Origin of the sequence: Mesorhizobium sp. M1329 (assembly GCF_040318035.1) — a bacterium.
GTDB lineage: Bacteria > Pseudomonadota > Alphaproteobacteria > Rhizobiales > Rhizobiaceae > Mesorhizobium.
Genome location: NZ_JAMYLN010000014.1, coordinates 84,836 through 103,727 on the forward strand (window position 1 = coordinate 84,836; position 18,892 = coordinate 103,727).

At 62.8% G+C, this 18,892-nt stretch carries 14 protein-coding genes; 11 read left to right on the forward strand and 3 right to left on the reverse strand.

The features are described 5' to 3' along the window. Positions 1–6 precede the first annotated feature (6 nt). Positions 7–3,867 (reverse strand): peptidoglycan-binding protein, encoded by a 3,861-nt coding sequence (locus NKH21_RS16420; RefSeq protein ID WP_352866221.1) that lies wholly within the window; start codon positions 3,865–3,867, stop codon positions 7–9. Positions 3,868–4,417: 550 nt separating this feature from the next. On the opposite strand from NKH21_RS16420, the gene NKH21_RS16425 reads away from it, so the two are divergent. The 7 genes from NKH21_RS16425 to NKH21_RS16455 all read left to right on the forward strand — a co-directional run bounded on the left by NKH21_RS16425 (position 4,418) and on the right by NKH21_RS16455 (position 13,242). Then, positions 4,418–4,879, forward strand: a complete 462-nt coding sequence (locus tag NKH21_RS16425) for a MerR family transcriptional regulator (protein WP_023677331.1) — start codon at positions 4,418–4,420, stop codon at positions 4,877–4,879. A gap of 236 nt (positions 4,880–5,115) precedes the next feature. Further along, a complete protein-coding gene (locus tag NKH21_RS16430) occupies positions 5,116–6,912 on the forward strand; it encodes an acyl-CoA dehydrogenase (RefSeq protein ID WP_352664203.1) in 1,797 nt (598 codons plus the stop codon). A 114-nt stretch (positions 6,913–7,026) separates the two neighbouring features. Further along, positions 7,027–8,196 carry an acyl-CoA dehydrogenase family protein gene (locus NKH21_RS16435; protein WP_352664201.1) on the forward strand — a complete coding sequence of 390 codons (1,170 nt, stop codon included), beginning with the start codon at positions 7,027–7,029 and terminating at the stop codon, positions 8,194–8,196. A 31-nt stretch (positions 8,197–8,227) separates the two neighbouring features. Continuing rightward, on the forward strand, positions 8,228–9,436 hold the full coding sequence (locus NKH21_RS16440; RefSeq protein WP_352664199.1) for an acetyl-CoA C-acetyltransferase: 1,209 nt from the start codon (positions 8,228–8,230) through the stop codon (positions 9,434–9,436). Positions 9,437–9,448: 12 nt separating this feature from the next. Next, a complete protein-coding gene (locus tag NKH21_RS16445) occupies positions 9,449–11,668 on the forward strand; it encodes a 3-hydroxyacyl-CoA dehydrogenase NAD-binding domain-containing protein (RefSeq protein WP_352866224.1) in 2,220 nt (739 codons plus the stop codon). An 81-nt stretch (positions 11,669–11,749) separates the two neighbouring features. Next, positions 11,750–12,394 carry a S24 family peptidase gene (locus NKH21_RS16450; protein ID WP_023677336.1) on the forward strand — a complete coding sequence of 215 codons (645 nt, stop codon included), beginning with the start codon at positions 11,750–11,752 and terminating at the stop codon, positions 12,392–12,394. A gap of 11 nt (positions 12,395–12,405) precedes the next feature. After that, positions 12,406–13,242, forward strand: coding sequence for a thermonuclease family protein (locus NKH21_RS16455; RefSeq protein ID WP_352664195.1), 837 nt, complete (start codon positions 12,406–12,408; stop codon positions 13,240–13,242). On the opposite strand, the gene NKH21_RS16460 is transcribed toward NKH21_RS16455, so the two are convergent. Then, a complete protein-coding gene (locus tag NKH21_RS16460) occupies positions 13,205–14,860 on the reverse strand; it encodes a lysine--tRNA ligase (protein WP_352664193.1) in 1,656 nt (551 codons plus the stop codon). The two genes, NKH21_RS16455 and NKH21_RS16460, sit on opposite strands and share 38 nt — an antisense overlap. Before the next feature lie 246 nt (positions 14,861–15,106). Here NKH21_RS16460 and NKH21_RS16465 point away from each other — a divergent pair, with 246 nt between their 5' ends. Next, on the forward strand, positions 15,107–15,517 hold the full coding sequence (locus NKH21_RS16465; protein WP_352664191.1) for a tellurite resistance TerB family protein: 411 nt from the start codon (positions 15,107–15,109) through the stop codon (positions 15,515–15,517). A gap of 14 nt (positions 15,518–15,531) precedes the next feature. Here NKH21_RS16465 and NKH21_RS16470 read toward each other — a convergent pair whose 3' ends face one another. Beyond that, the gene (locus NKH21_RS16470; RefSeq protein WP_352664189.1) at positions 15,532–16,383 is read right to left on the reverse strand and encodes an ABC transporter substrate-binding protein; all 852 of its coding nucleotides are present in this window, start codon (positions 16,381–16,383) and stop codon (positions 15,532–15,534) included. A 271-nt stretch (positions 16,384–16,654) separates the two neighbouring features. Here NKH21_RS16470 and NKH21_RS16475 point away from each other — a divergent pair, with 271 nt between their 5' ends. The 3 genes from NKH21_RS16475 (at position 16,655) to NKH21_RS16485 (ending at position 18,887) form a co-directional block, all read left to right on the forward strand. After that, on the forward strand, positions 16,655–17,386 hold the full coding sequence (locus NKH21_RS16475) for a helix-turn-helix transcriptional regulator (protein WP_023677341.1): 732 nt from the start codon (positions 16,655–16,657) through the stop codon (positions 17,384–17,386). 97 nt (positions 17,387–17,483) lie between these two features. Then, complete coding sequence (locus NKH21_RS16480) at positions 17,484–18,122, forward strand: acyl-homoserine-lactone synthase (RefSeq protein WP_352475930.1); 639 nt, start codon at positions 17,484–17,486, stop codon at positions 18,120–18,122. A gap of 15 nt (positions 18,123–18,137) precedes the next feature. After that, positions 18,138–18,887, forward strand: coding sequence for an enoyl-CoA hydratase-related protein (locus NKH21_RS16485; protein WP_352664186.1), 750 nt, complete (start codon positions 18,138–18,140; stop codon positions 18,885–18,887). Positions 18,888–18,892 lie beyond the last annotated feature (5 nt).

Here is an 18,892-nt window from a genome sequence, read left to right on the forward strand (position 1 = left end):
CCGCCGTTATTTACGCGCAAGCAGTGCCTTGACCAGCTTTTCGTCGATCGCGCCGGTTGCCTTCATATCGTTGTCGGCCTGGAAGGCCATGATCGCGTTCTTGGTTTTCTGACCCATCATGCCGTCCGGATTGCCGGCTTCGTAGCCGTTCTTGTTGAGAATGCGCTGGATGTTCTGGACCGCTTTCTTCATGTCGATGCCGGCGGTCGTCTGCGGTGTGCCGTCCTGCCACGATTCAGGAATGTCGGCCGAATTGGCGGTTGGATCGAGCGGCTTGGCCTTCCACAGTTCAGCCGAGGCCCGCGCACGCTCCAGCTGCTCGGGCCTCAGCGCCTTGGCGATCTCGTCGCGCTTGGCCGCCGCATCCTTGTCGCCGGTCTTGGCGACGAGCGCGAACCATTTGTAGCTCTCCTCGAGGTTCTGCTTCATGCCGACGCCCTTCGCCGCCAGGATGCCGAGATTGAACTGGCTGTCCTTGACACCGAGATCCGCCGCCGCCTGGAACCAGTGCGCTGCCGATTCATTGTCGGTCACGCCATCCGCCGCCATTGCAAACAAGACGGCCAGATTGTGCATCGCGCTGGCATTGCCCTGCTCTGCGGCAAGCTGGTACCAGGTCTTCGCTTTCTTGATGTCGCGTGCGACGCCGATGCCCTTCTCGTAGAAATTGCCGATGCGGTATTCTGCCGGTGCGAAACCGAGTTCGGCAGCTTTCTCATACCATCTGGCCGCCGCCGCCATGTCTTCCTTGACGCCGCGCGACTCGGCGTAGCGCGAGCCGATCTCGAACATCGCCTTGGCGTCGCCGCCGGCCGCTGCATCGCGCAGGGCGGCCGGACCGGCATCGGCCGGAACGTCGATCTTGGCAACGCCTGCCGCGGCAGCATCCGCCGGCGGCACCGTGCCGGTCGTGTCTTGCGTAGCAGCGGTGGTGGTAGCAGGCGCGGCAGCCATTGGCTCGGCGTCGCTGGCCGTCGCCGCTGCCGGCGCGGGGACTGCGGCCGTGGTGTCTGGCGCCGCCAGGTCAGCGGACGCCGTGGAAGCTGAGGGCGCGGTCGATGCCTCGGTTGCCGGTGTAGCGGGGCCGGTTTGCGCCGCCGTGTCGTCCTTGGTCATCGGTGCGGATGGCTCTGCCTGCCTGACGGTGGGCGAGGGCGCGCTCTCCTGTGTTGTCGTCTGCGCGTCCGCCTTCGGCTCGCTGGCAACGCTGGCCAATGCGGTTTCCACCGGCTGTACGGCCACGGCGGGTGCCGCCTCATTGTTGGCGACTTCGACCGGGTCGGAGAAGAAGGCTTGGCCCAGTTGCAGGCCGGCAAGCGCCAGCATGATGGCGATTGCCCCCATCAGGATCGGCTTGCGCCGCGCCTTGAGCAGGTCGCCGATCCTGAGTGCCTTGACCGGGCCTTTCATCGTCGACTGGCGCTTGAGGGCGTCCGCCTCGGCGGCCGCCGCTTGCGCAGCCCGTCTGGCTGCCGCGATGAAGTCCGATTTCGCCGCCTCGGCGCCGCCTTCCCGAGCCGGCTGCCCGCGCTCGTCGCGCACACGCTTCATGATGGCGCTGAGGTCGGGTGCGCCGGAGCCGGGTTCCAGTGGCCGGTTGGCGAGCTTGGGGTCGAGGGGCTCGTCGAGATCGACGCTCGGTATCTCGGCGCTCGGCGCCGAGCCTGCAAGCGGCGGCATCTCGGCCTCCTTCTTGCCTTTCAAGGCGCGTGCCAGCCCGCCTAACATTGATTTCCTGCCGCCGCCCTGCTCGGTTTTTTCGCGCGTCGTGTCTGAACCGAGAGCCGCCAGGGCGGCTGCTGCTGCGGCCTCGGCTGGCGTACGCGGACCTGGCTCGTCGCGCGCGAGCGCCGCGGCGCGGCCGTCGAGATCGGCCATGCTGCCCGTCAACGGCAGCGGCTGGTCGAGGTCCATCGACGGTGCGTCCTGCACCGAGATCTTGGATGCCCGGCCGAAGCGCTTGCTCAATTCCGCGCTTGCCAGTTCGCCGGTCTCCAGTGAACCAAGCCTGTCAACGATCTTGAGCAGCGTATCGTGGATAGCCTCGAACGTCCTCGAGTTGCGCTCATCCGAACGGCGCGTCAGTGCCTCGAGCGTCTTCAGGTCCTGGGCCAGGCCGGTAACGGCCGCCGTGTTCGCGCTTGATCCGGCCAGCGAGCGGACGGCGCTCTCAGCCGCCTCGCGCGCCGCGCCGAGGATGGAATCGCGGGTTCCGGCCAGCGACTTCTCGATTTCGTTGAGACGTGGGCTGATGTCGTCGAATTCCGGCAGCGGCGTGCCGGGCTTGGAAAGATGCGCCGTCAGGCCGGCGACCTGCGCTTCGAGGCTGCGGATCAAAGCCGGGTCGATGCTGGCAACCTGTGCCGCGGACGAATCCAGCCGGCTTGAGATGTCTTCGAGCCGGCTCTCCAGGCCACGGATCGCCGCCTCGTTGGCGGGGTCTGGAACGCGCGTCTCCATCCGCTTGGCCAGCGCGGTGAAGCGAGCGTCGATGGCATCCATGATGCCGGCGCTGTCGACCTGCGGCATGCGCTGGTCCAGCCTGTCGGCGACCTCGTCCAACCGGCGCTCAAGGTCGCGAAACAGCATGTTGCCTTGTTCGATGGCGTCGCCCTGGCGACGTTCCATCATGCTGGACAGCACGTCGAAGCGCTGCTCGAGCCCCTGGAAGATGTAGTCGGCGTCGGGCATGGCGGGTGCGTGGTCGATCTTGTCGGCAATAAGCGCGACTTGCCTGGCAAGGCGCTCCATCGCCTGTTCCGGCAGATTGGCTCGGCCGGCCAGCTCATCCACGCGGGTCGACAACGTGTTGAGACGGTCGATGACCTCCCGGCCCGGACGATCCTGCGACACTTCTTCGATTTGCTGGGCCAGTGAATCGATCCGCTTCTCGATGCGTTCGAAGGGCTCGGGGTCGAACGAATTGGCTTGCGCGGCAACCGTCGAGGCGACGATTGCGCGGGAAATCTCGTCGAGCCGCTCGTCGATCTGACTGAATGTGTCGCCGCCGCGATTGTCCTGCTGGCGGGCGAAATGGTCGACCGCTCCGGCAAGCGTGCGGACCTTTTCCTCAAGCGAGCGCAGCGACAGCGATTCCGGCAGATTGCTGACGGCATTGCTGATCTGTTCGAGCCGCTCCGTCAGCGCCGACAGGCCGGGTGCATCGGAGCGCTTGCGCTGGTCGGCCTCGACGCGGTCCTCGAAGGCGTTCCAGCGGCGGTCGAAATCGTCCCAGCGGCGTCCGACCGCCTGCACGCTCTCCTCGCGCGCCAGCGTATCGAGCGCGGCCTTGACCTGCTCAAGCTCGAGCCGCAGCATATTGACGCTTCTGTCGTCGCTTTTTTCGGCCAATGTCTGGATGGCGCCGGAAAGCCGCTCGAATTCGACGTTGAGTTCGGCGCTGCCTTTGCCGCGGCCATTTGACTGGAAGGCTCGCTCAATATTCTTGCGCAGTACCTCGAACTCGCGTTGCAGGCCGGAGGTCATCTGCTGGCGCAGCTCTTCGCGCAGGCCGCGCAATTCCCCGGCGATCTTGCCGGCTAGGGCGACGCCGTCCTCTTGGCCGCGCACCCGGTCGATATCGCGGGCGATCGCCTGGTAATTCTGGTCGAAAGCCGCTGCTGGACCTTTCGGCCGCTGCGCGCGTGGATCCTCATACCGGCGCTGCTGGCCATAGGGTTGGGCGCTGGGATAGCGCGGTTCTGCCGCTGGTCGGCGCGGATCGGGGTGGCTTGCCGTCTCCTCGCGCGTCCGCTCCAGCCGCTGCTCCAGCGTTTCCAGGGAGCGGTTGAGCTCTTCAAGCGTCGTGTGCGGCCGGCGTTGCCTGCCGGCGTTGAGTGTATCGAGGTAGGACCGCTTGCTGTTCATCAATGCGCCCGTTTCAGAATTGCTGGCTTTCACCAGGTTCCCAAAGTCCTGCCGGGACGAAGGCGACTGCTTGGCTTGTTGCAGTGGAAGACGAGCTTCCCGGGTCTCATCCGCGCTCCGAAAAACCGTGAAAAATTCAGTACAGGATAGACACGGGTAACCGACATGCGCACATTTCGCCCCAACGTGGTAAACAACGCGTTAACCAAGCTTAAGAAGTTGCAACTTTGTCGGCTGGCTGCCGACGGCGTCGCGTGTCCCTTTGGACGCAGAAAGGACGCTGTAGAATTTTGATCTGCCGCAGGGTTCTTTCCGAAGTCGACCGCGATTTTTGGGCTATCCGCTGGTGCTGCGGCATAAAGTTGCAAGACCAGAACGCTCTTGCGTGGTGAGGCGGCTATCGATATAGAATTGACGTAAACGTAAATGAGCGGATTACGCCGTTTGCGATTTGTTTGTTGAAACCACGAGTGGAAGCACGCCCCCGCTTTCACTCAGGCGACGCAAGGTCCGCGACCGCGACGCCACCAGACGGGGAAAGCCAGTGACCATGAAACTTATTTCGCCCGGCCAGGCCGCGGCCAACACCAACGATATGTCGAGCGAAGCCGGTGAAGAGCTTGTCCGCATCGGCGAAATGGCCAAGAAATACGGAGTGACGCTGCGTACGCTGCGTTTCTATGAGGACAAGGGTCTGCTCAACCCGCAGCGCGACGGATCGACCCGTCTCTATACACGCCGCGACAGGGCCCGGCTGAAGCTGATCCTGCTTGGCCGCAAGGTCGGGTTCTCGCTGCGCGACGTCAAGCAGATGATGGACCTCTATGATCCGAACGGCTCCAACACCAAGCAATTGCGGTTGGCGCTCGACAAGTCGGAGAAGCAGCTTGCCCGTCTGCAGAAGCAGCGGGCGCTGATCGACGACGCCATCAGCGAGCTGAGTGCTTCGATGTCGACCGTCCGACAAATGCTGATCGAGCGCTCGACGCCGCAGGCCAGCGTGGCGAGCTAAACTAAGCTTTGGATTTTCGACGAATGAGAACCGCGTGGCTTTCGCTGCGCGGTTCTTCGTCGTTTACCGTCCTTCGCCGTTTGCCGTCTTGGCGCGCGGGGAAAATTTGCCGCATCGCAGAATTGACGTTTACGCAAACGTCAATATTTGTTATCTCGACCGTAACGTTGGTCCGCCTGCCATCCTCATATGCTGGGGCTGATTTCGGGGTCGAGACCGCATGGTGGAGGAAACGCATGCCGATCTACAGAGCGCCGGTCCGGGACACGCTGTTCGTACTGAACGAAGTGCTGGGATATCAGCGCTATTCCAATCTTCCCGGATTTTCCGACGCGACGCCGGATGTGCTCGAGGCCATCCTTGCCGAGGGCGCGAAGCTCGCCGAAAACGTCATGCAACCACTGAACCGTGTCGGCGACGTGGAAGGCTGCGTGCGCCATGACGACGGTTCGGTAACGACGCCGAAAGGCTTCAAGGAAGCTTTCGACCAGTATCGCGAAGGCGGCTGGATGGGGCTCGCGGCACCTGTCGAGTTCGGCGGGCAAGGCTTGCCCTACGCGGTGCACACCGCGGTTGCCGAATATATGGTGTCGGCCAATATGTCGCTGATGATGTATGCCGGCCTGACGCAAGGCGCGATCGCTGCGATCATCACCCATGGCACCAAAGAGCAGAAGGCAACATGGTTGCCGAAGCTGGTCGAGGGCGCATGGACCGGCACCATGAACCTGACCGAGCCGCACTGCGGAACCGATCTTGGCCTGCTGCGCACCAAGGCCGTCCCAAATGGCGACGGCACCTACAGGATCTCCGGCCAGAAGATATTCATCTCGGCCGGCGAGCATGACATATCGGACAATATCGTCCACCTCGTGCTGGCCCGTATCGACGGCGCGCCGGATGGCGTGAAGGGCATCTCGCTGTTCATAGTGCCGAAGCTCAAGCTCGATGCCTCAGGCAATCCGGGCGAGAAGAACGCCGTCTCCTGTGGCTCGATCGAGGAGAAGATGGGTATCCATGGCAACTCGACCTGCGTCATGAATTATGACGACGCTGAAGGCACGCTGCTCGGCGAGGCCAATGGCGGGCTGAAAGCAATGTTCACCATGATGAATGAGGCGCGGCTTGGCGTCGGCTTGCAGGGGCTCTCGCTATCGGAGGTCGCCTATCAGAATGCGGTTTCCTACGCCAAGGATCGTCTGCAGGGCCGCTCGCTGTCAGGACCGAAGGCGCCGGACAGGAAGGCCGATCCGATCATAGTCCATCCGGACATCCGCCGCAGCCTGATGACCATGAAGGCGTTCAACGAGGCCGGCCGCGCGCTGGCGCTGTGGACGGCGATCAAGTCCGACATCGCTCACCGCTCCGGTGACGACAAAGATCGCCAGGTCGCAGACGACTACACCGGCCTGATGACGCCGGTGGTCAAAGGCGTGCTCACCGACAAGGGTTTCGATCATGCGGTAATGGCGCAGCAGGTCTTCGGCGGCCACGGCTATATAGAAGAGCACGGCATGAGCCAGTTCGTCCGCGATGCCCGCATCGCCATGATCTATGAGGGTGCCAACGGCATCCAGGCGCTCGACCTCGTCGGCCGCAAGCTGGCCTTGAATGGCGGCCGCGCGGTCCAGGCTTTCTTTAAGGAAGTCGGAGAGTTCTGCGAGGAAAACCGCACCGACGAGAAGATGGCGCCCTTCACCAAGGCGCTGAAGAAGGGCGTCAACGATCTGCAGATGGCGACGATGTGGCTGGTGCAGAACGGCATGGCCAAGCCCGACAATGCCGGTGCCGCCTCGACCGACTACATGCATCTCTTCGGCCTGGTGGCGCTGGGCTATATGTGGGCCCGGATGGCCAAGGTGGCCGCAGCGAAATTGGCTGATGGCGCCGACGGCGCTTCGTCTTTCTACGATAACAAGCTGGTGACGGCGCGCTTCTTCATAGAGCGGATCATGCCGGAGACGTCGGCGCATCTTGCCCGCATCTCCAGCGGTGCCGATACATTGATGGCACTGCCGGCGGAAGCGTTCTAGGTTCGGCATTCCCTTCCCCCTTTGAGAGGAGGGTGGCCCGAAGGGAACGGTCGCCACGGCAGCGCGCCAGCTCAATTCTGGCGGCGTGCTTGGAAGGAGGATCGGAGAATAAACATGACCAACCCCGCCGAAATCCTTGGCCTTCCCAAGCCCGCCTGGGCGGCGGACGAGGTCGGCATGCTTTACAATATGGCGCACCGCTTCATGTCGGAAGAGATCGCGCCGCGTTACGACGAGTTCGAGAAGAACGAGATGGTCGACCGCGAAAGCTGGCTGAAGGCGGGTGCTGCCGGCCTGCTCTGCGCCTCGATGCCGGAGGAATATGGTGGTTCGGGCGGCACCTTCGCGCATGAGAGCGCCATCATCGAGGCGATCGGCCATGTCGGCGTCGACGGGTTCGGCATTGGCCTGCATAATTCGATCGTCGCCCCCTACATCCTCCATTACGGCTCGGAGGAGCAGAAGAAGAAGTGGCTGCCGAGGCTGGCGACCGGCGAGCTGATCGGCGCCATCGCCATGACCGAGCCGGGTGCGGGCTCCGACCTTCAAGGCGTCAGGACCCGCGCCGAAAAGGACGGCAACCGGTACAAGCTCAACGGCTCGAAGACCTTTATCACCAACGGCCAGCTCGCCAATTTCATCATCGTCGTTACCAAGACCGATCCTGAGAAGGGCGCCAAGGGCATCTCGCTGATCGTCGTCGAGACCGACGAGGTGGAGGGTTTCCAGCGCGGCCGCAACCTCGACAAGATCGGCCTCAAAGCCAACGACACGTCGGAACTGTTCTTCAACCACGTGCGTGTGCCGACCTCGAACCTGCTCGGCAACGACGAAGGCCAGGGCTTCGTCCAGTTGATGCAACAGTTGCCGCAGGAGCGGCTGCAGATCGGCACCACAGCCATCGCCATGGTCGAGCGGGCTCTGGCGCTTACCATCGACTACGTCAAGGAGCGTAAGGCCTTCGGCAAGGCCATCATCGAATTCCAGAACACCCAGTTCAAGCTTGCCGAATTGAAGACCGAGGCGACCATCGGCCGCGTCTTCTATAATGACTGCGTTGCCCGCCACATTAACGGTGGCCTCGACCCGGTGACGGCGTCTATGGCCAAATACTGGCTGTCGGACCTGCAGGGAAAAGTCGTCGACGAATGCCTTCAATTGCATGGCGGCTATGGCTACATGAATGAATATCCGATTGCGCGCATGTTTCGCGACGCCCGCGTCCAGCGCATCTACGGCGGCACCAACGAGATCATGAAATTGCTGATCGGGCGCTCGCTCTGAGCGAGTTTCAGCAAACCCAAGGAGCAGGAAAATGGCCGAAGCTTATGTCTATGATGCCGTGCGCACGCCGCGCGGCAGGGGCAAGAAGGATGGCTCGCTGCACGAAGTGCCGGCGGTGCGGCTCGGCGCCAAGGTGCTCGAGGCCATCCGCGACCGCAACGGACTGAACACCGCCGCTGTTGACGACATCATCTTCGGCTGTGTCGATCCGGTTGGCGAGGCGGGTGCGGTCATTCCACGTGCCGCTGCTTTCGAGGCCGGCTACGACACCAAGGCGCCTGGCATGCAGATATCGCGCTTCTGCGCTTCGGGCCTCGACGCTATCAATTTCGGCGCCGCCAAAATCGCGCAAGGCGCCGACGAGATCGTCATTGCCGGTGGCGTCGAATCGATGTCGCGCGTCGGCATGGGCGCCTCCGGCGGCGCCTGGTTCATGGACCCGTCGGTCGGTCTGCCCGGCTGGTTCGTGCCGCAAGGCATCTCGGCCGATCTGATCGCCACCAAATACGGGTTTTCGCGCGACGACGTCGATGCCTACGCGGTCGAGAGCCAGAAGCGTGCTGCCACGGCCTGGGGCGAGGGCCGGTTCAAGAATTCGGTGATCTCGGTCAAGGACCAGAACGGCCTGACCATCCTGGACCACGACGAACACATGCGGCCCTCAACCGACATGCAGTCGCTGGCCGCACTCAATCCGTCCTTTGTCATGCCCGGCGAGATGGGCGGCTTCGATGCCGTCGCCGTGCAGAAGCATCCCGAGGTGGAAGAGGTCAACCACGTCCACCATGCCGGCAATTCCTCCGGCATCGTCGACGGCGCGGCGGCCGTGCTGCTCGGCTCGAAAAAGGCCGGAAAGACGCTCGGCCTCAAGCCGCGCGCGCGCATCCGCGCCTTTGCCAATATCGGCTCCGAACCGGTGCTGATGCTGACCGGCCCGGTCGACGTCACCGAGAAGCTGTTGAAGCGGGCGAAGATGAAGCTGTCGGACATCGACCTGTTCGAGCTCAACGAGGCCTTCGCTTCGGTGGTGCTGCGCTACATGCAGGCTTTCGACATTCCGCATGACCGGATCAACGTCAATGGTGGTGCCATCGCCATGGGCCATCCGCTCGGCGCCACCGGTGCGATGATCTTCGGTACGGTGCTGGACGAATTGGAACGCCGCGACCTCAACACCGCGCTGGTGACGCTTTGCATCGGCGCCGGCATGGGCACCGCAACGATCATCGAACGCGTCTGACGGAGAGAGATGATGAGCTACACCAATTTCACCCTCGAAGTCGACGCCGATGGCATTGCGCTGGTCACCTGGGACATGCCGGACCGTTCGATGAACGTCTTCACCGAGGAGGTGATGCGCGAACTGAACGCCATCGTCGACAATGTGGCGAGCGATGCAGCGATAAAGGGCGCGGTCATCACCTCCGGCAAGGATACGTTCTCGGGCGGCGCCGACATCACCATGCTGCAGAAGATGCTGGCGGCCTTCGCCGCCGACAAGGCGAAGGACCCGGAGAAGGCGACCAAGGCGCTGTTCGACAATGCGGGCACCATGAACGGCCTGTTCCGCAAGCTGGAAACCTCGGGAAAGCCATGGGTTTCGGCGATCAATGGCACCTGCATGGGTGGGGCGTTCGAATTGTCGCTCGCCTGCCATGGCCGTGTCGCGGCCGATTCCGACAAGGTGAGGATGGCGCTTCCCGAAGTGAAGATCGGCATTTTTCCGGGCGCCGGCGGCACCCAGCGCGTGCCACGGCTGACCGACCAGCAGCAGGCGCTGCAAATGCTGACGTCCGGCCAGACGCTGTCGCCTCAGAAGGCCAAGTCGATGGGCCTGATCCATGAAATTGCCGAGCCGGACAAACTGGTCGAAACCGCCAAGGCGATGATCAGGAACGGCTTGAAGCCGGTGGCGCCCTGGGATGAAAAGGGCTTCAAGCTGCCCGGCGCTCCGATCTATTCGATGGCCGGTGCCAATCTGTGGCCGCCGGCTATCGCCATCCTGCGCCGCGAGACCTATGGCAACTATCCCGCGGCTGCCGCCATCCTGAAATGCGTCTACGAGGGCCTGCTGGTGCCGTTCGACACCGCCTTGCGGATCGAGCAACGCTATTTCACCGAGATCATGCAGACCAGGGAAGCGGCAGCGATGATCCGCTCATTGTTCGTGTCGCTGCAGGAACTGAACAAGGGCGCGCGCCGCCCGGCCGGTGTACCGGAAACGACGTTCAAGAAGATCGGCGTGCTCGGCGCCGGCTTCATGGGCGCGGGTATAGCCTATGTGACGGCCAAGGCCGGCATTCCGGTGGTGCTGCTCGACCGCGACATGGAGTCCGCCGCCAAGGGCAAGGCGCATTCCGACAACCTGATCTCGGATCAGGTAAAGAAGGGCCGTGCCAAGCCGCAGGACAAGGACCAGTTACTGTCGCTGATCACGCCGACGGCCGACTACGCCGATCTCGCCGGCTGCGATCTTGTGGTCGAGGCGGTATTCGAGGATTCGGCCGTAAAGAAGGGTGCCACCGAACAGGCCGAGGCTGTGCTCAAGCCGTCGGCGATCTTCGCCTCGAATACGTCGACCATACCGATAACATCGCTGGCCAGGAATTCGGCGCGGCCGAAGAATTTTATCGGCATCCATTTCTTCTCGCCGGTCGACAAGATGATGCTGGTCGAGATCATCCTCGGCAAGAAAACCGGCGACAAGGCGCTGGCCACCGCGATCGACTTTGTCCGCGCCATTAAGAAGACGCCGATCGTCGTCAACGATACGCGCGGTTTCTATGTCAATCGCTGCGTGCTGCGTTACATGTCGGAAGCCTACAAGATGCTGATCGAAGGTGTTCCGGCGCCGATGGTCGAGAATGCGGCGAAAGCCGCCGGCATGCCGGTCGGTCCTCTGGCGTTGACCGACGAGACGGCGATCGACCTTGCCCAGAAGATCATGAAGCAGACCATGCGCGACCTCGGCGACAAGGCGGTCGATCCGAAGCAGATGGCGCTGATCAACACGATGGTCGACACGCATGGTCGCTTGGGCCGCAAGAACGGCAAGGGCTTCTATGACTATCCGGCAAAACCGGCGAAGAAGAAGCTGTGGCCAGGCCTCAGGGACCTCTATCCGCAGCTGGCGCCGGAGCAGGTCGATTATGAGGAACTGAAGCAGCGGCTGCTGGTCACCATCGCGCTTGAGGCGGTACGGGTGATGGAAGAAGGCATCGTTACTGACCCACGCGAGGCCGATGTCGGCTCGATCCTGGCCTTCGGCTTCGCGCCTTATACAGGCGGTGCACTGTCCTACATCGACGGCATCGGCGCGAAGAAATTCGTCAAACTCGCCAAGCGCCTGCAGAAGAAATACGGCACCGAGTTCAAGGCGCCGAAGCTGCTGCTCGACATGGCCGAGAAGGGCGAGACCTTCTACGAGCGCTTCGATCCCTATACCAGGGACGAGGCCAAGGAGGCCGCGTGACGCCGTCTTCGGCGGTGGACAAGATGGCGGCCAAGGGGTAGAACAGGGAAGGTATTTTTTCCTGTTTTGAAGGAGAGCAAGGTGCTCTCGCACGACCGCGTTTGGGCCGCCATCGACGCTCTTGCCGAGCGTTATTCGCTTTCGGCCTCCGGATTGGCCAGGCGCGCGGGCCTCGACTCGACCGCCTTCAACAAATCGAAGCGGCTGTCCTCAGACGGGCGGCCGCGCTGGCCGTCGACCGAATCGCTGGCCAAGATCATCGAGGCGACCGGCGCCTCGCTGGATGAATTTGCGGGGCTGGTCGAGGGTCGGGGTAATTCCGGCGCACTGCCCGTGCAGAGATCGTCGGTGCCGCTGCTCGGCTTCGCCCAGGCGGGCGCCGGTGGCTTCTTCGACGACGCCGGGTTTCCGGCGGGGCAGGGATGGGACCTGATCGAGCTTCCGGCAAGGGCAACCGAAACCTCCTATGCCTTGAAGGTCCAGGGCGATTCCATGCTGCCGCTCTATCGCAATGGCGATGTCCTGATCGTCGAGCCGGGGGCTACCATACGAAAGGGCGATCGCGTCGTCGTCAAGACCAATGCCGGCGAGGTGATGGCCAAGGTGCTCGACCGCCAGACACCGAGGTCGATCGCGCTGGTCTCCCTCAATCCCGATCACCCGGACCGCGACATCCCCATGCGCGATGTCGAATGGGTGGCGCGGATTGTCTGGGCAAGCCAGTAGGCGCGGGGCCGGTGCGTCTGCCTCACCTTGCCTTGGCTGTTCTGGCGATCCCCGCGATGGCCACGGCAATTGTCGCCGGCGGCCGCGCCGTCCAGAGCGAAAGCGGCGGCCCCTGGGAGCAAATCCAGGTCAGCGCTGAACCGCAGCCCGTCGCGCCGGCTACGTCGGCTATCCCCAAACCAGAGCCGGCCAAGCAGGCGGCGCATTCGAGGGCAATCGATCCAGAAATCGTGGTGCCGCCGCAGCTCGGTTCCAACGAGCTCGAGCGGATCGAGCCGCGCGCCCCGTTGAGCGATCTGGCATTGGCCGGACCGCCCAAGCCGCCAAAAACGAAAATGCCCGACGACTGGAAAGGCACGAAACTGTTCCAGCCTGTCGCGCCGGCCGCCGGGCTCATCGAGGCAAAGGGCTATTCGATTGCAGTTTCCGGTATCGACATCGTCAAGCAGGAGGAGACTTGCACCGACGGCGGCAAATCCTGGAATTGCGGCATCCAGGCGCGAACGGCCTTCCGCGCCTTTCTGCGTAGTCGTGCGGTGGTCTGTGCCGTGCCGCCCGAAGGCGGCCGTGATCTGATCGCCGCCGAGTGCCGGATCGGCAACCAGGATATCGGCCAATGGCTGGTCGAAAACGGCTGGGCGCGCGCCGCCAAGGGCGGCGCTTACGTAGAAGCCGGCGAGAAGGCGCGTGCAGCAAAGAAAGGCGTCTTCGGGCCGGCGCCGAGCGTTTCAGGCCTGCCGCCGCTCCCGGCTGCGTCGCGATCCGCGCCTGTAGCGCCGAGCTCGATCCTGGAAGAGCAGGACGGCGTCCTCATGCCGCCAGCTGACCAGCCAGCGCCCGCTGAATGAGCTCGCGCGTTTCGGCGATGCCGTAGAGCGCGGCGAAGGAGCCGAAGCGCGGCCCGCGTTCCTGACCTATCAGCACCTGATAGATCATCTGGAAGAAGGCGACGGAGACACCGGGTCCGCCCTCCGGGCTCTGCTTGGAATGATCCTGGTAGCGCTCGATCTTGCGCGCAACATTGAGGGCAGCGTTCTGGATCGCCTCGCTGTCGGCATCAGCCGGCAGCGCGGCGAGCGCTTCCGAAAGCTTGGTCAGCGCCTCGCGCTCCACCGCGTCGGCAGCACGGTACACTTTGGCCGGCTTCACGAAATCGTCGAAATAGCGGATCGCATATTCGGCCAGTCGGTCGAGCTCGGGATGCGTCGTCGGCGTCACACCCGGCGCGTGGCGCGAAATGAAACCCCACAGCACGCTCCTGTTTTGGGCATTCGAGGCGCTGACCAGGTTGAGCAGCAGCGCGAACGGCACCGGCAGGTCGACTGCCGGGGGATTGCCGTCATGCATGTGCCAGACCGGATTGCCCAGCCGCTCCTTCCAGTCCTGCCTCTGATAGGCAGAGAGGAACGTGTAATATTCGTCTACCGCCTTCGGGATGACGTCGAAATAAAGCTTCTTCGCGGTTCGCGGGCGCTGGAACATATAAAGGCTGAGGCTCTCGGTCGGCGCGTAAGTCAGCCACTCGTCGATGGTCAGCCCATTGCCCTTCGACTTCGAGATCTTCTGGCCGTGCTCGTCGAGGAACAGCTCATAATTGAAGCCCTCCGGTGCCGGAGCATCGAGCGCGCGGCAAATCTGCCCGGCGAGCTTGACGGAATCGATCAGATCCTTGCCGGACATCTCGTAATCGACGCCGAGTGCTGCCCAGCGCATCGCCCAATCGGGCTTCCATTGCAGCTTGGCATGACCGCCGGTCACCGGCGTCTCGAAGCGCTCGCCGGTGTCCGGGTCGCGCCACACGATGGTACCGGCATCGAGCTTGCGCTCGTCGATCGCGACTTGCATGACGATGCCGGTCTTGGGATGGATCGGCAGGAAGGGCGAATAGCTCAGCGCCCGCTCCTCGCGCAGCGACGGCAGCATAATTGCCATCACCTTATCGAAGCGCTCGAGCATCTTGAGCAGCGTCGCGTCGAAGCGGCCGGAAGTGTAATAGTCGGTCGAGGAAGCGAATTCGTAATCGAAGCCGAAACGGTCGAGGAAAGCGCGCAGCCGTGCGTTATTGGCGGCGCCGAACGACGGATACTCATTGGAGAAAGGGTCCGGTATCCTGGTCAGCGGCTTGCCGAGATAGGCGCGCAGCATGTCCTTGTTAGGCACATTGTCCGGCACCTTGCGCAATCCGTCCATGTCGTCGGAGAAGCACAGCAGCCGCGTCTTGACCTTGTCTTCGGTCAGCACGCGGAAGGCGTGGCGCACCATAGATGTGCGCGCCACCTCGCCGAACGTGCCGATATGCGGCAGCCCCGACGGGCCGTAGCCGGTCTCAAACAGCACCGTTTCCGGGTAGCCGCTGCTCGCGTAACGGGCGACGATCTTTTTCGCTTCCTCGAACGGCCACGCCTTGCTTTCGGCGGCGGCGGCGAGGACTTCCGGGCTGAGATCGATCGGCTGTTGTTCGGCCATGATGCTATTCCTGCGACTTTGCCAGCATCCATGCCGGCAGCCGCATGCTCTAGACCATGATCCCGAAAAGTGGAACCCGGTTTCCGGGCAGGACCGTGATCAGGCAAGAAGATTAAGAGCCCCCGTCCCGATAGTCAGGATGGATCAAGTTCCAAGGTGTGACCGAAGCGCCGACGATCGCGGCTGTTTTTCCTTGCGGCGCCGGTCCCTCGTTCCTAACTTCGGGACCATCTCAAGGAGTTGTAAATGCCATTGTCGCCACACGAAGCCATGATCTACCTGATGGTCATCACCTCGGCGTCAGACCGCGACATGACCGACGTCGAACTGGCGCGGATCGGCGACGTCGTTCGATCCTGGCCGGTGTTTGAGGATTTCAACCGGGAGCGGCTGGTCGAAGTCGCCCAGGCCTGCCAGAAAATGCTGCAGGAAAAAGACGGGCTGGAGGGCGTCCTTGCGCGTGTCGCCGAGGCGCTGCCCGAACGCCTGCGTGACACCGCCTATGCGGCCGCCTTCGAGGTCGCGGCCGTCGATCTCGAAATGCGCCTGGAGGAGGTGCGCGTGCTGCAGCTCGTCCGCCGGGCACTCGACCTCGATGCGCTGACGGTCGCCGCCATTGCCCGAGCCGCCAAGGCCCGCCTTCGCACGCTGACGTGAGCCGGCAGCCAAGCTCAGAAAAAGCTGACCGGAAAATAGCGCAGATAGAACTCGGCGAACGTGCCTTTCACCGAAATTTCCTGCAGCGCGTAGTCGAAAGCGGCGGCCAGTGCCGGATCGTCGGCCCTGGTGGCGATCGCCATGCCTGAGCCGAGATATTCGGGCGCCAGATAGGGGCCGCCGGCAAAGCGGCAGCAGCCCGTCGCATCGGAACCGCCGAGCCAGAATGCGAAACGCATGCCGTCGCCGAAGGCGGCGTCGATCTTGCCGGCTTTCAGCTCGCCATAAAGCTCCTCCGGCTTTGCGAAGGGGACGATTTGGACGTCGCCGAAATAGTCGCGCAGCATCCGCTCATGCGCGGAGCCGGCGATCACGCCGACACGCTTGCTGCGCAGCCTGTCGAACATTGGTTCGGTCAGCGCCTTTGTCTTTAGCATGACGAAGCGTGCCGGAAATTGCAGGTAGGAGCGTGAAAATGCGTATCTCGACCGCGACTCCGGAGTCGCGGCGATGCCGGCGATGATCGCTTCGCCTTCGCCTTTCCCGAGCGCACCTTCGAGCTCGGCCCAGGGCAGCGCCTGGATCTGGCATTTTTCGGCAATGCCGAGCTCGGCGCAGATGGCGCGCGCCAGGTCGACATGGAAGCCCGACAGCCGGCCTGCCCCATCGAGGAAATTGAACGGCGGGAAATCCGTGGTGGTCAGGAATCGCAGCCGCGGCAGCATCGAAAGGTCCGGCTTTGGCAGCCGCTCCTTGGCGTCCCAAAACACCGGCACCTGCGGCTCCGCGGCGAGCGCAGCAGCCGCAAGCAATTGCGCTCCGATCAGTATCGAGATCAATGAAATGGATATGCGCCGAAACGCCACGCGACGACTCCGTCCGGTCTTGCACCGACTTTAGTACGAAATAACACAGGTTTTTGTACGAAAATAACACAGGTACAACGGTTTTTGGTTTCATCGTGACGATTTAGGGATATTGTTTAGTGAGTTTGCAAATGACTGCGTGATGCCGGCTGAAGAGGAGCAGTAGGACGCACAGGGGAAGCAGCTTTGCAGTCCGGGGTTGATGGCGTGGTGCGGGTTGATCACTGCCATTGGCCTCAAGAGCGGAAGGCAACATGGGGTAGATGTTGCGATGGGTCATTTCGATCGTACCCTGGAACTGATAGATCAGTTGCAGCACGCCGGCACAGCGGCCGCCGTCTGCGAAAAGCTGCTGGGGGTAACAAGCGGGTTCGGGCTGACGGCGCTGATGGCCGGGACGGTTCCGCAACCTGGCACGCCGAGAAACCAGCAAAAGGACCATGTGCTGCTCTGCGACTGGCCGGCTGAATGGCTTGAGCGCTACGTTGCGCGCAACTACGTCGATCACGACCCCGTCGTCAGTCACATGAAGCAGCTTCAAGCGCCATTCCAGTGGCGGGAAGCGTCTCAGGGCATCCGCATCGGCAAGAGCGGCGGCGAGGTGATGGGCGATGCCGGCGAATTCAAGCTGCGCGACGGGTTGGCCTTCCCGCTAATCACGCTCGATGGCCAGATCGTCATGGTGTCACTGGGCGGCGAGGCTGTCGAATTGTCGAGCGCCGAGTTCGGGCTGGTGTCGCTGGTCTCGACTTATGCGATTGGCCGCGCAATGCAGCTCCACACCATGGCGGGCAAAACCATCGATCATGTCGAATTAACGCCGCGTGAGCGCGAATGCCTGCAATGGGCCGCCGTTGGCAAGTCCGAATGGGAGATCTCACAAATTCTCGGCATTTCGGAACACACGTCAGAGAAACACCTTCTTAACGCCAAAAGCAAACTCGGTGCCGTCAACCGGGTCCAGGCCGTCGCGGAAGCGATAAGGCGCGGCTATATTAACTAGGTCGGCCGCGCCGGCCTAGAAATTCTTGCTTGCGTGATCGCGTAATTTTTTTGGGAAAGCACGGCCGTATCTTCCTATTGAAACAGGAGACGGCAAGATGCTTTTTTCCCTCACGACCCAGGAATTGATGGAACGGCCCGACCTCTGGGAGTCAGTTCATCGTTTGCGTTACAAGATTTTCGTCGAAGAGATGGGATGGACCGATCTGCAGCGCCCCGATGGCCTGGAGATCGATCAATTCGACCACGACGAGGCAGTGCACCAGATCGTCATCCGCAATGGCGAGCTCGCCGGTTACCAGCGGATGTTGCCGACGACCCGGGCACATCTTCTAACCGACGTGCTGGCGGACCTTTATGAGGGAACCCCACCGTCGGGCCCGAATGTCTATGAACTGACCCGCTATGCGGTTGCGCCGGGGTTCCGCGACGGTCGGCGCGGCGTGTCAACGGTGGGCACGGAGCTGATCGCCGGCTTCGTCGAGTGGGGCCTGAAGCGCAACGTCAACCAGGTGATCATCGAATTCGAGCCGATGTGGGTGCTTCGCGCGCTGCAGCTGCATTTCCTGGCAACGCCGCTCGGTTACCAGCGTACCTATGGCAACCAGCAGGTCGTTGCCACACTGCTCACCTTCAACGAGCACACGCTCGACGTGGTGCGTTCGCGCCGCAACCACTTTGCGCCGGTGCTGGCCAGAGGGTACCCGGACATGCTCGGACAGAGACGCGCCTCGTGAGATTGGAGAGAGGCCATGAACGTTCACTCAAAAGCAGAATTCCGCAATCACACGCTGATCGTCACGGTATCGTCGGGTGACGGCCGCCCGGTGCTGGACAGGCGGGCCTATGAAAGCCTGGCCAGGACATTCCACGAAGCCGCTGTCGACGACGACGTCCGCGTTGTGGTCCTGCGCGGCTTGGCCGGGTGCTTCTGCCTCGGTGCCGATTTCTCCGAATTTCTCGACGCCACCAAACATCGGCGACTGATCGCCGCCGTCACCGATATGTTCCGCACGCTGGCGACGTTCCCGAAACCGGTCCTTGCCTGTGTCGACGGCGACGCCGTCGGCGTCGGTTGCACCATCCTGTTCCACTGCGACATGGTGATCGCCTCGACCAAGAGCACGTTTCGGGTGCCGTTCGTCGATTTCGGCCTGGTGCCGGACGCGGCGACCAGCATTCTGGCGCCGCGGAAGCTCGGCTATGCCGGGGCGTTCCGCTTCTTCTGCCTGGGCGACACGCTCGCCGCCGAAGATGCCAGGGCACTGGGCCTTGTCGGCGAGATCGTGACGGACGGCAGCGTCGAGGAAGCCACGTTGGCAAGAGCCAGGCAACTCGCCAAGAAGCCTGTCGCGGCGCTGCAGCAGACGCGCGACCTGCTCAGGGGCGACACCGGCGCGCTCTGCGACCGCATCGACCAGGAGATCTCGCTTTTCCAGCAGGCGCTGCAGGACGACACAACGCTGAAGCGACTGCAGCGGATTGCCCGGCTGGCGGCATGAGAGCC

What these genes read in the sequence shown, in the direction of transcription:
- NKH21_RS16420 (WP_352866221.1), bottom strand. Translation starts at nt 3,867, where the DNA reads ATGAACAGCAAGCGGTCCTACCTCGATACACTCAACGCCGGCAGGCAA.
- NKH21_RS16425 (WP_023677331.1), top strand. Translation starts at nt 4,418, where the DNA reads ATGAAACTTATTTCGCCCGGCCAGGCCGCGGCCAACACCAACGATATG.
- NKH21_RS16430 (WP_352664203.1), top strand. Translation starts at nt 5,116, where the DNA reads ATGCCGATCTACAGAGCGCCGGTCCGGGACACGCTGTTCGTACTGAAC.
- NKH21_RS16435 (WP_352664201.1), top strand. Translation starts at nt 7,027, where the DNA reads ATGACCAACCCCGCCGAAATCCTTGGCCTTCCCAAGCCCGCCTGGGCG.
- NKH21_RS16440 (WP_352664199.1), top strand. Translation starts at nt 8,228, where the DNA reads ATGGCCGAAGCTTATGTCTATGATGCCGTGCGCACGCCGCGCGGCAGG.
- NKH21_RS16445 (WP_352866224.1), top strand. Translation starts at nt 9,449, where the DNA reads ATGAGCTACACCAATTTCACCCTCGAAGTCGACGCCGATGGCATTGCG.
- NKH21_RS16460 (WP_352664193.1), bottom strand. Translation starts at nt 14,860, where the DNA reads ATGGCCGAACAACAGCCGATCGATCTCAGCCCGGAAGTCCTCGCCGCC.
- NKH21_RS16465 (WP_352664191.1), top strand. Translation starts at nt 15,107, where the DNA reads ATGCCATTGTCGCCACACGAAGCCATGATCTACCTGATGGTCATCACC.
- NKH21_RS16475 (WP_023677341.1), top strand. Translation starts at nt 16,655, where the DNA reads ATGGGTCATTTCGATCGTACCCTGGAACTGATAGATCAGTTGCAGCAC.
- NKH21_RS16480 (WP_352475930.1), top strand. Translation starts at nt 17,484, where the DNA reads ATGCTTTTTTCCCTCACGACCCAGGAATTGATGGAACGGCCCGACCTC.
- NKH21_RS16485 (WP_352664186.1), top strand. Translation starts at nt 18,138, where the DNA reads ATGAACGTTCACTCAAAAGCAGAATTCCGCAATCACACGCTGATCGTC.